Below are 12,672 nucleotides of genomic sequence, written 5' to 3'. Positions count from 1 at the left end.
GATCACCCGCAACGGCCTGCGTTGACCAGGCCGAAGACTTGAGTCCACAATCGAGTCCATTCCGTGACGCTTGGATCGGAAAAAACGTTCGTAATAAACGAGTTAGCGACCGGGTGCTGTTCCCATCGCCCGCTCCACTCTCCGAGTTTCCATTCGCGGCAATCTCGCCGGCTGAATCTCGCGATCAAGGACGAGTGCCCCACTCCGGCCGATTCTCGCCCACCCACCGCTCCGTATGCTCAAGAAGTCGACGCGCGGCGTCAATACAGGCAGCCAACATCGCTTCGGACACCGGCACGCCGTCATAGTCAGTCGCATTCCGCTGCCTCCGCAGCGAGTCCAGCACATTGACGACGTCCTGCTTCACCTTCATCGTGAGCGGCAGGCACTGGAGGGCAAGCTGATGGTGCCCGGGTTGGCTGCTCGAGGTTCGATAGCCGTTCCCCCACAGCCCGAGAATGGCGCAGCGCATGATGCACTTGTAGGCCGCTTCGAATCGGCTGTCGGCGCTGACCTGATCGAACTGGGCATCGACAAGGCTCTGGCGAACCGCCGCAAGGAGTCTTCGCGCGGATGCCGCATCAGCGGCGTGTTGCTGCAGGCGCTGTATCGCCAGCAAGTTTTGCAAGGTCGTCTTCGGTGCCAATCACGAACAGTTTGGCGTGGGACAGAATCGACGACGCGAAAGCGTCGCCCTGCTTCGCGCGAGCGGCAAACTCCTCCGGCGAGTACAGCACCGGATTGACCTCGCGCCTGAAAGCCTCTTGCAGCGGATAGACCGCATTCACCAGCTTTGGAAATGCAACGTTTCCGAGCACCAGCACGTCGACATCGCTTCCTCGGGTTTCCGCTCCGCGCGCAACAGAGCCGAAGACCAGGGCGACGCGGATGCGGCGTGACAACGGCTCCAGCGCTTCCCTGAGCGCGGGCACGAGGCCGTGGCCCTTGCGGAACATGGCCGCGAGGTCCTCGAAGTACATGCTGCCGCGATCAGCCTGGTAGCGCACCTGATTGCCCTGCTGGCTGCGAATCAGCAGGCCACCCTCCGTGAGCTTCTCCAGTTCGCGAAGCAGCGTGCCCGCATGCGCGCCAGTGAGGCGAGCCAACTCGCGAAGGTGAAAGCTTTCACCAGGGTTGAGCAGCAGCTGCGCCATCACACGTTGCCGCGCGGCGGTGAACAAGGTGTCCAGCAGGGTGTTGCTCATTCAGCAACGAATGTTGCCCGATCGGCAACATTTTGGCAAGATGCGGGGCGACTGGCTTCACAGGAAATCGAGGTAGCCGCATTGCGTCGCTAAACGGCTGGTCCCCGCGCCTTACGCGTCGCCGCCTACCCAGCACCGGTGCAACCCGCCCTCCCCCGACGACAATCTCCCTCAAGGAGACCCCCATGACCTGGATCGTCTGGAAATACCTCATCACCGCCGCCATCGTCGTGGCCGTCTCCGAGGTCGCCAAGCGCAGCGACCGCCTGGGCGCCCTCATCGCCGCCCTGCCCCTCGTGACGCTTTTGGCGATGGCGTGGCTTCATTTCGAGGACGCGCCCGCCGAGAAGATCGCGAACCACGCCCGCTACACGTTCTGGTACGTGATCCCGACCTTGCCGATGTTCCTTGCCTTCCCCGCCCTCATGGCGCGGTTCGGGTTCTGGGGCGCGATGGCCGCCTCGGCAGTCATCACGGCGCTGTGCTTCGTCGCGGTCATGCTGATTGCACGGCGTCACGGAATCCAGCTCGCCTGAAACGCACGCCCGTCGCCACGACGAACGCTGCGACGCGCCTCGGGTTCACCACCGCAGCAACGACCGCCCCAACAGCGAGCAGAGTCCGGCCGGCACGAGCATTCCCAGCAGGTACCACACGCCGAGGAAAGGCGCCTCCAGCTCCGGGCAATGAAGGGCATAGGCCAGCGCGCCCGCACTCCCCGCGAACAAACCCGCCATCGCGCCCGCCAGGACAAGGCGCGTGGGCGCCAGCCCTCGCGCTGCCGCGAATGCGAGCACGCCCGCCGGCAGCGACAGCAGGAACACATTCACGACGCACTCCGTCCACGTGCTGCCCAGCAGCAAGGCCACCCGCGTTCCGCCCGGCGCCACCCACAACGAGTGCAGCGCGAGGATCCACATGACCGCAACGGGGATGGCCAGGGCGATGGGCGTGCGCCGCAATCGCACGCCCGGGTGTCCCAGTCGCCAAAGCATGAGCGCCGCCATGACCATCAGGCTCGCGGGGAAGGCGAGTTTCACCCAGAACATCGGCAGCCCTGTCGCTGCCGCGAGGTCGGGCCGCGGCCCCAGGAAGACGATCGTGGCAAGCGTCGCGAGCACGCAGCCGGCGAGGAGCAGCGCGAGAAAGCGCCGCTCGGTCTGGCCTTCACCGACAACGGGCGCGGCTGCGCTCAGCGTGGCGATCAGGTCATCGGTCTTCATGCCTGCCCCCTCGCGCGGGCCATCAGCGCCTTCAGGCTGCGATGCACGCCGACGCGCAGCGCGCCTTCCGACATGCCGATCGCGCCCGCGGCCTCGGCCACGCTCGCGCCTTCGAGCTTCGTCATGACGAGGGCGCGCCGCTGGCGTTCGGGCAAGGTCTGAAGCATGCGGTCCAGATCACGTTTCGACTCGGTCGCTTCGGCTTCCGAATGCGCGAACAGTTCCAGCTCGTCGTCGAAAGGCACGTGAAGCGCCTCGCGACGCGACTTGGAACGCAGCAGGTCGACGAGCTTGTAGCGCGCAATGCCATGGACCCACGCCGTCAGTGGCTCCTGCGGCCGGTAGGTGTGCCGTTGGCCATGCACCGCCAGTAGGGTTTCCTGCACGAGGTCTTCCACGTCATCCGCGAAGTGCGTCAGCCGCCGGCGGAAAAATGGCCGCAGATGCGCCGCGAGCGCGGCGAGGAATTCCCGATAGGCGACGGCGTCGCCCGCCAGCGCCTGCCGGAACAACGCGCGAAGGCGATGCTCGCTGGCTTCGGCTCGTTCCTTCCAGTCCATCGTTCTCCTCGCAGCGAAGACACCGCGCTCGCAATGAGCGGTTCATATTGTGCCGTGCTTTCATGAGCGGATCTCCCGCCGGAGGGCCAGCCAATGGTCGACCGAAAACACGCCGGGCCCCCGTGCCATCAGGTACAGCAGGACGGCTGCCCAAGTGCCGTGAGTGGCATAGGCGCCGGGGTACACGAAGAGCTGGATCACGATCGTCATGCCCAGGAGCGCGGTCGATGAAAGCCGCGTGGCCAGACCGATGAGGATCAGCAGGGGAAAGACGTGTTCCGCCGCCGCGGCCAGCGGGGCCGCGAACTCCGCGGGCAGGAGCGGCACGCGGTACTCGTCGCGAAACAGGGCGACGGCCGACTCCTTCAGGCGCGGCCAGCCCAGTTCCAGCTCGCCGCTCACGATGTTGAGGGCGAAGCCCTCCACCTTCGTTTGACCCGAACTCCAGAACACGGCCGCGATCGAGAATCGCGCCACGAAGGCGACCACCGAGTGGGGAATGCGCTCGAACAGAGCGATGAGACGGTTCATGTTCACCCTTCTTCCGGAAGATCGACGCGCGACAACGCGCCCTGCGCGACCAGCAGCCCCAAGGTGCTCGTCAGGTCGAAATCGGCCGAGGCGCGGGCAGCGTCGGCCGCACACACGGCCAGGACGGCGCCGCGCTGCGCCGCGCGCACGAAGGCAGACGTTGCCGCGTCGCACGGCACGACCAGCACCTCGAGATCGGGCCGCGTCACCAGCGCGTTCTCGGCCGCGCTGGTATCGACGTCGGCGAGCTCGCCGTGTCCCTGGTGTGCTGCCCAGATCGAAACGATCGCGTGCGCCGATTCCACCAGTCGCAGCGAAGGCCGCGGAACGAGCCGCAGGTCGGCAACGCGTTCCCCGCTCGACAGCGCAAGCCGGGCCGCGGCGGCATCGAAAGGCGGTGCATCTTGCGCATGGAAGGATTCGGTGCGCGCGAATTCGAGCCGCGCCACGCCGCCCAGGTAAGGCGCGCTGCGCGCCGGCTCGAAGCCGTCGACGAATGCGGGGAAGGCTGCGCCGTAGTGGGCCAGCACGCGCGTGCGTGGCGGATGGGCTCGCACGAAAAGGCCCGCCATCGCGCGAAAGAACTCGGTGCCCACGAGCTCCTGCACGACCGGGAACGTCTGCGCGAGTCCGTCGATCAGTGAAGCGACGACGTTGTTCCGGTACACCGCGAAGCGCCGTGCCGGGTCAGAGCCGTTCCAGACGCGAAGGCCGTCCGGGCACGGTGCATGCGGGTCGAGCAGCGCATCGGCGAACACGCGCTGTGAAGATGGCGTTATCGCGGTCACGGTCTCACCTTTCGCGAGCAAGCCGCCAGGATCGCCTGCGCACGACCGGCCTCGGCGAGCAGCGCCTCGAATTCCGGCACGTCGTTGTCCCACTCGATGAGGGTCGGGCAGGGTCCGAGCCGTTCGACCACGCTGCGATAGAGCATCCACACCGCGTCGTCCACCGCGCTGCCGTGGTCGTCGATCAAGAGGGGCGCGCCCGCCGCGTCGAGTTCGCGGGCGAACCCGGCCAGGTGGATCTCTCCGACCGCGTGCAGCGGCAGGGCCTCGAGATATTCGTGCGCGTCGCCGTCGCGATTCACGCAACCCACATGCACGTTGTTCACGTCGAGCAGCAGGCCGCACCCGGTCCGTGCCACGACCTCGCCGAGGAACTGCGCCTCGGCCAGCGTCGACGCCTCCAGCTCCAGGTACGTCGCCGGGTTCTCCAGCAGCATGCGGCAGCCCAGGCGCGCCTGGACCCGGTCGACGTGGTCGCACACGCGCGCCAGCGCGCCCGCGTCGTAAGCCAGCGGCAGCAAGTCGTTGAGGAACACGTCGCCATGGCTGGACCAGGCCAGGTGTTCCGAGAATGCCGCCGGCTCGTAGCGCTCGATCAGCGCCGCGAGCCGCGCGAGGTGCGCTTCGTCGAGCGGCTCCTCGCCGCCGATCGACAGCCCGACGCCGTGCAGCGACAGCGCGCGGCACTCGCGTACCCGGCCGAGCCAGTGATGGAACGGCCCGCCGTCGACCATGTAGTTCTCCGCGTGGACTTCGACGAAGGACGGGGCCGCGCGCGCCTCGAGCGCGTCGCGGTAGTGCTGCGGCTTCAGCCCGACCCCGCACCCCGCCGGCAGCGCCGACCGGGGGCGAGTCACCTCAGGCCTTCTTTTCCTTGAACTCCTTCAGCTGCCCAAAGCCGGTCGGCGACGACTGCGACGCGGTCTTCAGGCACGTGCCCTTCATCACGTACGACCAGGCGTTGCCCTGGAAGTCCATTTTCGAGGTGCCCGCGCAGGTCGTGCCCGCGCCCGCCGCGCAGTCGTTCTTGCCCTTCATGGCGATGCCGTAACACCTCTCCTTCTCGGCGGCGGGCTGTTGCGCCGCGGCGGGCAAGGCTGCGAATACGGTGCCGAGGGCGACGGCGAGCGCGGCGGAGGAAAGGCGGGGGGCGGACGAATTCATGGGGATCTCCTGAGGTTGAGGTTTCGAGATTCAGGCCCCGGACGGGTTGTTCCTGGGTACCTGCTCGTTATTCGCTCGCAGGACCCGAAACGTTACATGGCCGACTCGCGTTTCGGAACATCGGGTGCCCGCTTGACCTTGCCACCGTGTCAGGGTTCAGACTGCAAGCATCGAAACCCAGGAGATCGCCATGATCGAAATGACCATTCCCTCGATGCGCTGCGGCGGGTGCGCCCGGGGCATCGCCCGCGTCTGTGCCGAGGTCGACCCCGCCGCCAAAGTGAAGGCCGATCCGCGCACGAAGCGCGTAAGCATCGACACGATGCAGGATCGCGCGAAGTTCGTGCAGGCGCTTTCCGCGGCCGGGTATCGTCCGGCTTAATGTTCGTACGACGTCCGAAAACCATGAAGTGGCCCGCCATGGCTCAGCCATTGCGGGACCGCGCCTGCACGTTGGCGCCCGATGCATGGCTTGCGGCCGACCGCTTCACTGGCTAGCATTCGAAGTCGATGTCGATCGTCCGTCTTGTCGTCGCATGGCTGCTCATGGCCGCGCTGCCCCTCCAGGGGCTGGCGGCGGCGTCCATGCTGTTCTGCGGGCCAGGCGTGCCGGCCGCGGTTGCCGGCGTCGATGCCGCCGACCATCATGGCCACGGCCACGCGGCGGAGGGGCATGAACGCGGGCACGAGGGCATGAGCGATCCAGGCGCGCACGTGCACGCCGATGCGCGCTCCCACGCCCACGAACATTCGCACGCGAACGTCCACGATCGGCCCGCTCCCGCCGTGGATGCTGTAGATGCCGTGGATGCCGCCGATCACTCGGCCCATCACGACAGCGCCGACGCCAGCCCCACCTGCCCGATCTGCGCTTCGTGCTGCAACGCCACGGCCATCACGCAGGCCGTGTTCGTTCCGCACTCCTTCGAGCAACCGACCGCGCTGCCTTCGCCGCCCGCGGCCCTCATCCTCACGCGCGCTTCGCCGCGCCCCGACAAACCACCTCGCGCCTGAGGCGGCCTCGCATTCGCGAGGCGCGCCGCCGCATTCCCTTCCTGCTCTGACCGCCCGGCCCTCCGCCGCGCGCCAGCGCGCTGTGAATTCACGCGAGGAATCATGTCGAACATCCACCCGCTTCTCTTCGCGGTGCCCGCCTTCATGGCCACGGGCATCGCCGCCGCGCAGATCGCGCAGATCGAACCATCGGCGCCCTCCACGCCGTCGCTGACCTACGAATCGGCTTTCCAGACCTATCGCCCCTTCGAGGCCGGCGACGTGCAGGACTGGCGCAGGAGCAACGACATCGTTCGCGAGGTCGGCGGCTGGCGCGCGTATGCACGCGAGATCCACGGCGCCCCGGCCTCCACCGCCCCCGCCGCGCATCCTCATCGGACCGAACCCCGGACCCCGAGCACCACGATGCCGGGAAGGCCGCCAGCGCCTGCCAACCCTCACGAGGGGCACAAATGACGGCGGCACGGCACACCCGGATCGCGCTGTCCGTCGCCGCCCTGCTCGCCCTCGCCGGCTGCGCGGCGCCCGACATGGATGCAGCGATGCGCGACGCATCGGCGCTCGCCGCGCCCGTCGCGGGGCAAGCGACGGCGCAACTCGCACGCGAGCAGACGCAGCGCGATGCCGCCGCGAAGCTCGCCGGCGAGCTGCTCGCGAAGCCGCTCACCGCCGATGGCGCCGTGGCGCTCGCGCTCGCGAACAGCCCCGCCTTCCAGGCCGCATTGGCGGATCGGTGGGGCGAGCTCGCCGCGGCCCGGCAGCGCGGCCTGCCCGGCGGCGTGAGCTTCTCCTTCGAGCGCCTGCGCGAAGGCTCGGACCTCGAACTGGGCCGCCTGCTCTCCGTCGGCCTCTTCGATCTCCTCACGCTGCCGCGGCGCGCGCGCGTCGCGCAAGTCGAAGCCGATCAGGTCCGCGTGCGCATGGCCGCGTCGATCGTCGAACAGGCATCGGCCGCGCGGCGCGCCTGGATCGATGCGGTCGCCGCGCACGAGATCGAGACCTACGCGACCCAGGTGAAGGATGCCGCGGAAGCCAGCGCCGAGCTCGCGCGCCGCATGCAGCAGGTCGGCAACTTCACGAAGTTGCAGGCCGCGCGACAGCACCTGTTCTATGCGGACGCAAGCTCCCGCCTTGCCGCCGCACGCCAGGCGGCGGTGGCGACGCGGGAGTCGCTCGTGCGGCAGCTCGGCCTGACCGACGCGCAGTCGCGCGAACTGAAGCTGCCCGCCCGTCTGACCGACCTGCCGGCATCCCCGAAGTCACCGGAGGAAGTCTCGATCGCGTTCGCTGCGCAAAGGCTCGACATGCGAATCGCGCGCCTCGAACTCGAAGCGGCCGGCCGCGCGCGCGGCCTCGACCTCGCTTCGCATCTCGTCGACGCGGAGCTGGGCGCGCGGCGCGACACGCATTTCGCAGGCAGCGGCGCGAAGTCGACGACGCGCGGCTGGGAACTCGACCTGCGGCTGCCGCTCTTCGACTGGGGCGCCACGCGCAAGGCGGCACTCGACGCGCGCACGCTGGCCGCAATCCAACGCCACGAAGCCGTGCTGCGAGCCGCGGGATCGCAGGCACGCGAGCGTTATGCGGCGTACCGCGCCGCCTACGACATCGCGCAGCATCAGCGCAAGGAGCTGGTTCCGCTGCGCAAGACGATCTCCGACGAGAACCTGCTTCGCTACAACGGCATGCTGATCGGCGTGTTCGAGCTGCTGGCCGACGCGCGCGACCAGATCTCGGGCGTGATCGCAGCCATCGAATCGCAGCGCGATTTCTGGCACGCGGATGCCGCGCTCGCGTCGACCCTGATCGGCCGACCGCAGGCCGGCGCCGAATCGTCCCCCTCGAAACGCGAAGGCCCGGCCACCGGCGCCGAGGACAAGCACTGATGCCGAAGACCATGAACACCAACAGCAGGCGAGGCTTCCTCACCGGCATGGGCGCCATCGCCGGCGCCGTGAGCGCCGCAAGCGTGAGCAAGGTCGCGATGGCCGCGCTCCCCGAGCCGGCGATCCGGACGAAGCCGGACACCGCCGGTCCGCTGATCCCGAACACCGGCCGCGACTACAACCCCGTCGTCACGCTCAACGGCTGGACCGCGCCCTGGCGCATGAACAACGGCGTGAAAGAGTTCCATCTGGTCGCCGAGCCGGTGGTGCGCGAATTGGCGCCGGGCTTCAAGGCGCACCTGTGGGGCTACAACGGGCAGTCGCCCGGTCCCACGATCGAGGTGGTGGAAGGCGACCGCGTGCGCGTGTTCGTCACCAACAAGCTGCCGGAGCACACGAGCATCCACTGGCACGGCCAGCGGCTGCCCAACGGCATGGACGGCGTCAGCGGGCTCACGCAGAAGGCCATCGACCCCGGCAAGACCTTCGTGTACGAGTTCGCCGCGCGCCGCCCCGGCACCTTCATGTACCACCCGCATGCGGACGAGATGACGCAGATGGCGATGGGGATGATGGGCTTCTGGGTCACGCACCCGAAAGGCAGGCATCCGCTCATCGACGCCGTCGACCGCGACTTCGTCTTCCTGCTCAACGCCTACGACATCGAGCCCGGCTCGTACACGCCGAAGATCATGACGATGACGGACTTCAACCTGTGGACGTTCAACAGCCGCGTCTTCCCCGGCATCGACTCGATGAACGTGCGCCACGGCGACAAGGTGCGCATTCGCGTGGGCAATCTCACGATGACCAACCATCCGATGCACATCCACGGCCACGAGTTCGTCGTGACCGGCACCGACGGCGGCCCCACGCCGCGTGCCGCGCGATGGCCGGAGGTCTCCGCCGACATCGCGGTGGGGCAGATGCGGCAGCTGGAATTCGTGGCCGACGAGGAAGGCGACTGGGCCTTCCACTGCCACAAGTCGCATCACACGATGAACGCGATGGGCCACGACGTGCCCACCATGATCGGCGTGGACCACCGCGACGTGGCGAAGAAGATCGCGAAGCTCGTTCCCGACTACATGGTGATGGGCGAGCGCGGCATGGCCGACATGGGCGAGATGGAGATGCCCCTGCCCGACAACACCGTGCCGATGATGACCGGCAAGGGGCCCTTCGGGCACATCGCCATGGGCGGGATGTTCACCACCGTCAAGGTGCGTCGCGAACAGAAGCGGGGCGACTACGCCGACCCCGGCTGGTTCCGGCATCCGGCCGGGACGGTCGCGTACGAGTTCACCGGGCAACTGCCGCAGCCCGTGCGCGGCGATGCAGGCCCCGCCGTGCGCGCGGCGCCCGAGTCGGGCGCGAAGGACATCGAAGTGCGCGTGCGCAAGCCCGGCGCAGGGCACGGCGGTCACACCCATTGAAAGGAGAAAAACTCATGAAACATTCACTCATCGGCGCCATCCTGCTGTTAGCCGCCGCCGCCGCGTCCGCGCAGGCGGCGATCTCCGATTTCGCCAACGGCGAGGTCCGCAAGGTGGACAAGGCGGCCGGCAAGATCACGCTGCGGCACGGCGAGATCAAAAGCCTCGACATGCCGCCGATGACCATGGTCTTCGTCGCCGGCAAGCCCGAGCTGCTCGACCGGGTGAAGGTCGGCGACAAGGTGCGATTTCGCGCGACCAACGATGGCGGCACCTTCAAGGTGACGGAGATCGAAGCGGCTCCGTGAGGCCCTCCAGGTCCTCGAGGATCGGGCACTCCGGCCGGTCGTCGCCCTGGCAGCAGTGAACCAGGTTCGCGAGCGTCTTGCGCATCGACTGCATCTCCTCGATCTTCCGGTCGAGCTCGGCAAGGTGGGCGGAAGCCACCTTGCGCACGCTGCCGCTCGAGCGCCTGCGGTCCTGCCAGAGCTTCACGAGCTGGCCGATTTCCGCCATCGAGAAGCCCAGGTCGCGCGAGCGCTTGATGAAGCGCAGCGTGTGGACCTCGCTGTCCGTGTAGACGCGATAGCCCGCTTCGGTGCGGTGGACCTTGGACAGCAGGCCCAGCGATTCGTAGTGCCGCACCATCTTCGGCGTGAGCCTGGCCAGGCGCGCCGCCTCGCCGATGTTCACGCCTTCTGCAATCGTCTTCATGGCGACCTCCTTCACGGATTGTGAAGCTTGCCACGATGGCAAGGTCAAGCCGCCGTCGACGCGAGTGGCCCGAACGGAGGTGTAGCCTCACACGCGCCGACTTCGCTTTTGTACTTAGACAAATGAAGTTCACTATTGACACTTCGCGCACCACTGGGAAGAATGACCCGCAGACGCCCCGGCCCCGAGGGCGCCAACACCGGAGACAAGTCAACGTGAAGACTCGCAGTTTTTCCATCGCGGCCGCAACGCTGCTCGCGCTTGCCGTTCCCGCCGCGCCTTCGTTCGCCCAGCCGGCCTACCCCAGCAAGCCGATCCGCATCATCGTGGCGTATCCGGCCGGGCAAGGCACCGACGTCGCCACGCGCTACATCGCCGAGCAGCTGGGCAAGGGCCTGGGCCAGGCCGTCGTCGTGGAAAACCGGCCCGGCGCGGGCGGCAACCTCGGCACCGAACTCGCCGCACAGGCCGCGCCCGACGGCTACACGCTCACGATGGGCACCAATGCCACGCACAACCTCAACCAGTTCCTCTACCCCTCGCTGAAGTTCAATCCCGAGAAGGACTTCGAGCCGGTCATGCTGGTCGGCACCTTCCCGATGGTGATCGCCGCGAGCCCCAAGTCGAAGTTCTCCACGCTGTCGGACGTGATGGCGACCGTGAAGACCGATCCGCGCAGCGCGGACGTCGCCATGCCCAGCACCACGGCGCGGCTCGTGATCGAGCTGATCAAGTCGCGCTCCGCCGTGTCGCTCTTCGGCGTGCCCTATCGCGGCTCGGCCGCGGCGCTCACCGACGTGGGCGGCGGCCAGCTGCCGCTGATGGTCGACACGCCCGCGGGCCTGCGCTCGCACATCGCCGCGGGCACGGTGCGGCCGATCGCGGTGACCTCGCTCAAGGCCTCCGCGCTGCTGCCGGGCGTGGCGCCCGTGTCGGAGCAGGGGCTGCCCGGCTTCGAGGTGATCGCCTGGAACGCGCTTTACGCGCCCCACGGCACGCCGCCCGCGATCGTGCGCACGCTCAATGCCGAGTTGGCCAAGATCCTCGCTGCGCCCGAGACGCAGCAGCGGCTGCTGTCGCTCGGCTTCGAGCCCGGCGGCGGCTCGCCCGCGGACCTCGCGAAGTTCGCGCGCAGTGAACGCGCGAAGTGGGAACCCATCATTCGCGGCGCGGGCATCAAGGCGGAGTGACGCCGCACGAGCGGGCCGGCGCGCAGGCGCCCGGCCGCGCTCTCAGCTCGCCGCCAGGATCGCCTGCGCGCGATCCGCGCAATCCTTCAGTTCGCGCGCAAGCTGCGTGACGCCGGCCGGATCGAGCGCGCTCGACACGCAGATCGCGCCGACCGCGTACTTGAGCCGCCCGCCCGCGTCGAGCAGGGGCGCCGCGACGAAGGTGACGCCCGCGATGTAGTTGCCCCGGTCGATGCTCATGCCTTTCTGCCCTGCCACTTCGACCTCCTTGCGCCACGCCGCCAAGGTCGGCGGCTTGTCCCAGCGCAGGGCGCGGAATCGCTTCTCCACTTCTTTCCAGCTCTGGTCCGTGTAGGCCGCGGCCAGGCGCCCCGTCGCTCCGCCCAGCGCGGGGATGCGGCTGCCCACGTCCACCTGCAGGCGAAACGGCGCGCTCGACTTCGCGAGCGCCAGCACGGTCATGTGCTCGAGGCCGTGCAACTCGACGCCGAGCACGGTGACGTGCCACTTCGCCGCGAGGTCGTCGATCATCGGCTGCACGACGTTCGGAAACCCCAGGCGCTCGAGCACGCTGCGCGCGAGCGGCAGCATGCCGACGCCCATGGTGTAGCGCTTCGTCTCCGGGTCCACCCGCACCAGCTCTTCGCCGACGAGCACGCGCAGGATGTGCAGGCAGGTGCTCGGCACGAGCGCGAGCTCCCTGGCGATGGCCTTCACGCCCAGCGGCTCCGCGCTGCGGCCGAGCAGCCGCAGGATCGCGATCGCCCGCGTCACCGCGGGCACGGCGCGCACGCGCTTCGGCACACGGGCGGGCGCTGCATCCGGCGCGGACAGCGTCGTCCGTCGGGTCGTTGTCGTTCTTGTCATCGTGGGCGGCGATTGTAGGGTGCCGGTTTTTTCGACTCGATCCGGGCGATTCTGGGGGGACGCCGGGCGGTTGTATAAGGACAACAGATGCACT

General features: G+C 68.3%; 18 protein-coding genes. 8 read left to right on the top strand and 10 right to left on the bottom strand.

The genetic code is table 11. The annotated features are described in order from the left end of the window. Nucleotides 1-184: 184 nt before the first annotated feature. Both AB7E83_RS24590 and AB7E83_RS24585 read right to left on the bottom strand, forming a co-directional pair. The gene (locus tag AB7E83_RS24590; protein WP_428573495.1) at nt 185-628 is read right to left on the bottom strand and encodes a DNA-binding protein; all 444 of its coding nucleotides are present in this window, start codon (nt 626-628) and stop codon (nt 185-187) included. After that, the gene (locus tag AB7E83_RS24585; protein ID WP_428573493.1) at nt 582-1,205 is read right to left on the bottom strand and encodes a nucleotidyltransferase domain-containing protein; all 624 of its coding nucleotides are present in this window, start codon (nt 1,203-1,205) and stop codon (nt 582-584) included. Before AB7E83_RS24585 ends, AB7E83_RS24590 begins: the two co-directional genes overlap by 47 nt. Nucleotides 1,206-1,390: 185 nt before the next feature. On the opposite strand from AB7E83_RS24585, the gene AB7E83_RS24580 reads away from it, so the two are divergent. Then, nucleotides 1,391-1,741, top strand: coding sequence for a DUF3147 family protein (locus tag AB7E83_RS24580; RefSeq protein WP_428573491.1), 351 nt, complete (start codon nt 1,391-1,393; stop codon nt 1,739-1,741). Nucleotides 1,742-1,786: 45 nt separating this feature from the next. Here the strand turns inward: AB7E83_RS24580 and AB7E83_RS24575 are convergent, their stop codons facing one another. From AB7E83_RS24575 to AB7E83_RS24550, 6 genes are read right to left on the bottom strand one after another with little or no spacing between them, the layout of a single operon-like run. Beyond that, entirely contained in the window at nt 1,787-2,428 is a 642-nt protein-coding gene (locus tag AB7E83_RS24575; protein ID WP_428573489.1) for an NrsF family protein, read from the bottom strand. Continuing rightward, nucleotides 2,425-2,988, bottom strand: coding sequence for a sigma-70 family RNA polymerase sigma factor (locus AB7E83_RS24570; RefSeq protein WP_428573487.1), 564 nt, complete (start codon nt 2,986-2,988; stop codon nt 2,425-2,427). Before AB7E83_RS24570 ends, AB7E83_RS24575 begins: the two co-directional genes overlap by 4 nt. A gap of 60 nt (nt 2,989-3,048) precedes the next feature. Continuing rightward, on the bottom strand, nt 3,049-3,519 hold the full coding sequence (locus AB7E83_RS24565) for a DoxX family protein (RefSeq protein ID WP_428573484.1): 471 nt from the start codon (nt 3,517-3,519) through the stop codon (nt 3,049-3,051). Between the two features lie 2 nt (nt 3,520-3,521). After that, on the bottom strand, nt 3,522-4,307 hold the full coding sequence (locus tag AB7E83_RS24560; protein WP_428573482.1) for a putative DNA-binding domain-containing protein: 786 nt from the start codon (nt 4,305-4,307) through the stop codon (nt 3,522-3,524). Further along, on the bottom strand, nt 4,304-5,164 hold the full coding sequence (locus AB7E83_RS24555; protein WP_428573480.1) for a DUF692 domain-containing protein: 861 nt from the start codon (nt 5,162-5,164) through the stop codon (nt 4,304-4,306). The genes AB7E83_RS24560 and AB7E83_RS24555 overlap by 4 nt, the downstream gene beginning before the upstream one ends. 1 nt (nt 5,165) lies before the next feature. Further along, nucleotides 5,166-5,471 carry a DUF2282 domain-containing protein gene (locus AB7E83_RS24550; RefSeq protein WP_428573478.1) on the bottom strand — a complete coding sequence of 102 codons (306 nt, stop codon included), beginning with the start codon at nt 5,469-5,471 and terminating at the stop codon, nt 5,166-5,168. A gap of 190 nt (nt 5,472-5,661) precedes the next feature. Here AB7E83_RS24550 and AB7E83_RS24545 point away from each other — a divergent pair, with 190 nt between their 5' ends. From AB7E83_RS24545 to AB7E83_RS24520, 6 genes are all read left to right on the top strand, one after another. Then, nucleotides 5,662-5,853, top strand: coding sequence for a heavy-metal-associated domain-containing protein (locus AB7E83_RS24545; RefSeq protein WP_428573476.1), 192 nt, complete (start codon nt 5,662-5,664; stop codon nt 5,851-5,853). A 128-nt stretch (nt 5,854-5,981) separates the two neighbouring features. Beyond that, complete coding sequence (locus AB7E83_RS24540; RefSeq protein ID WP_428573474.1) at nt 5,982-6,485, top strand: hypothetical protein; 504 nt, start codon at nt 5,982-5,984, stop codon at nt 6,483-6,485. A gap of 102 nt (nt 6,486-6,587) precedes the next feature. After that, the gene (locus AB7E83_RS24535) at nt 6,588-6,941 is read left to right on the top strand and encodes a hypothetical protein (RefSeq protein ID WP_428573472.1); all 354 of its coding nucleotides are present in this window, start codon (nt 6,588-6,590) and stop codon (nt 6,939-6,941) included. Beyond that, nucleotides 6,938-8,371 carry a TolC family protein gene (locus tag AB7E83_RS24530; protein ID WP_428573470.1) on the top strand — a complete coding sequence of 478 codons (1,434 nt, stop codon included), beginning with the start codon at nt 6,938-6,940 and terminating at the stop codon, nt 8,369-8,371. Before AB7E83_RS24535 ends, AB7E83_RS24530 begins: the two co-directional genes overlap by 4 nt. After that, on the top strand, nt 8,371-9,807 hold the full coding sequence (locus tag AB7E83_RS24525; RefSeq protein ID WP_428573468.1) for a multicopper oxidase family protein: 1,437 nt from the start codon (nt 8,371-8,373) through the stop codon (nt 9,805-9,807). The genes AB7E83_RS24530 and AB7E83_RS24525 overlap by 1 nt, the downstream gene beginning before the upstream one ends. A gap of 14 nt (nt 9,808-9,821) precedes the next feature. Beyond that, nucleotides 9,822-10,115, top strand: a complete 294-nt coding sequence (locus AB7E83_RS24520) for a copper-binding protein (protein WP_428573466.1) — start codon at nt 9,822-9,824, stop codon at nt 10,113-10,115. Here the strand turns inward: AB7E83_RS24520 and cueR are convergent. Beyond that, on the bottom strand, nt 10,084-10,521 hold the full coding sequence (cueR, locus tag AB7E83_RS24515) for a Cu(I)-responsive transcriptional regulator (protein ID WP_428573464.1): 438 nt from the start codon (nt 10,519-10,521) through the stop codon (nt 10,084-10,086). The genes AB7E83_RS24520 and cueR overlap by 32 nt on opposite strands. Before the next feature lie 215 nt (nt 10,522-10,736). Here cueR and AB7E83_RS24510 point away from each other — a divergent pair, with 215 nt between their 5' ends. Next, nucleotides 10,737-11,711: a Bug family tripartite tricarboxylate transporter substrate binding protein gene (locus AB7E83_RS24510; protein ID WP_428573461.1), complete on the top strand. Its 975-nt coding sequence runs from the start codon at nt 10,737-10,739 to the stop codon at nt 11,709-11,711. A gap of 42 nt (nt 11,712-11,753) precedes the next feature. Here the strand turns inward: AB7E83_RS24510 and AB7E83_RS24505 are convergent, their stop codons facing one another. Beyond that, complete coding sequence (locus AB7E83_RS24505) at nt 11,754-12,578, bottom strand: IclR family transcriptional regulator (RefSeq protein WP_428573459.1); 825 nt, start codon at nt 12,576-12,578, stop codon at nt 11,754-11,756. Nucleotides 12,579-12,672: the final 94 nt, after the last annotated feature.

The sequence above is a fragment of the Ramlibacter sp. genome (assembly GCF_050250995.1).
In the GTDB taxonomy this organism is placed as follows: domain Bacteria; phylum Pseudomonadota; class Gammaproteobacteria; order Burkholderiales; family Burkholderiaceae_C; genus Ramlibacter.
Note: the sequence above shows the minus strand (reverse complement) of the source record. Positions and strands in the feature narration are given on the sequence as shown.

Coding starts and splice junctions, on each gene's coding strand:
- AB7E83_RS24525 (WP_428573468.1), top strand. CDS start 8,371: ATGCCGAAGACCATGAACACCAACAGCAGGCGAGGCTTCCTCACCGGC.
- AB7E83_RS24575 (WP_428573489.1), bottom strand. CDS start 2,428: ATGAAGACCGATGACCTGATCGCCACGCTGAGCGCAGCCGCGCCCGTT.
- AB7E83_RS24505 (WP_428573459.1), bottom strand. CDS start 12,578: ATGACAAGAACGACAACGACCCGACGGACGACGCTGTCCGCGCCGGAT.
- AB7E83_RS24565 (WP_428573484.1), bottom strand. CDS start 3,519: ATGAACCGTCTCATCGCTCTGTTCGAGCGCATTCCCCACTCGGTGGTC.
- AB7E83_RS24570 (WP_428573487.1), bottom strand. CDS start 2,988: ATGGACTGGAAGGAACGAGCCGAAGCCAGCGAGCATCGCCTTCGCGCG.
- AB7E83_RS24545 (WP_428573476.1), top strand. CDS start 5,662: ATGATCGAAATGACCATTCCCTCGATGCGCTGCGGCGGGTGCGCCCGG.
- AB7E83_RS24530 (WP_428573470.1), top strand. CDS start 6,938: ATGACGGCGGCACGGCACACCCGGATCGCGCTGTCCGTCGCCGCCCTG.
- AB7E83_RS24550 (WP_428573478.1), bottom strand. CDS start 5,471: ATGAATTCGTCCGCCCCCCGCCTTTCCTCCGCCGCGCTCGCCGTCGCC.
- AB7E83_RS24520 (WP_428573466.1), top strand. CDS start 9,822: ATGAAACATTCACTCATCGGCGCCATCCTGCTGTTAGCCGCCGCCGCC.
- cueR (WP_428573464.1), bottom strand. CDS start 10,521: ATGAAGACGATTGCAGAAGGCGTGAACATCGGCGAGGCGGCGCGCCTG.
- AB7E83_RS24580 (WP_428573491.1), top strand. CDS start 1,391: ATGACCTGGATCGTCTGGAAATACCTCATCACCGCCGCCATCGTCGTG.
- AB7E83_RS24540 (WP_428573474.1), top strand. CDS start 5,982: ATGTCGATCGTCCGTCTTGTCGTCGCATGGCTGCTCATGGCCGCGCTG.
- AB7E83_RS24535 (WP_428573472.1), top strand. CDS start 6,588: ATGTCGAACATCCACCCGCTTCTCTTCGCGGTGCCCGCCTTCATGGCC.
- AB7E83_RS24585 (WP_428573493.1), bottom strand. CDS start 1,205: ATGAGCAACACCCTGCTGGACACCTTGTTCACCGCCGCGCGGCAACGT.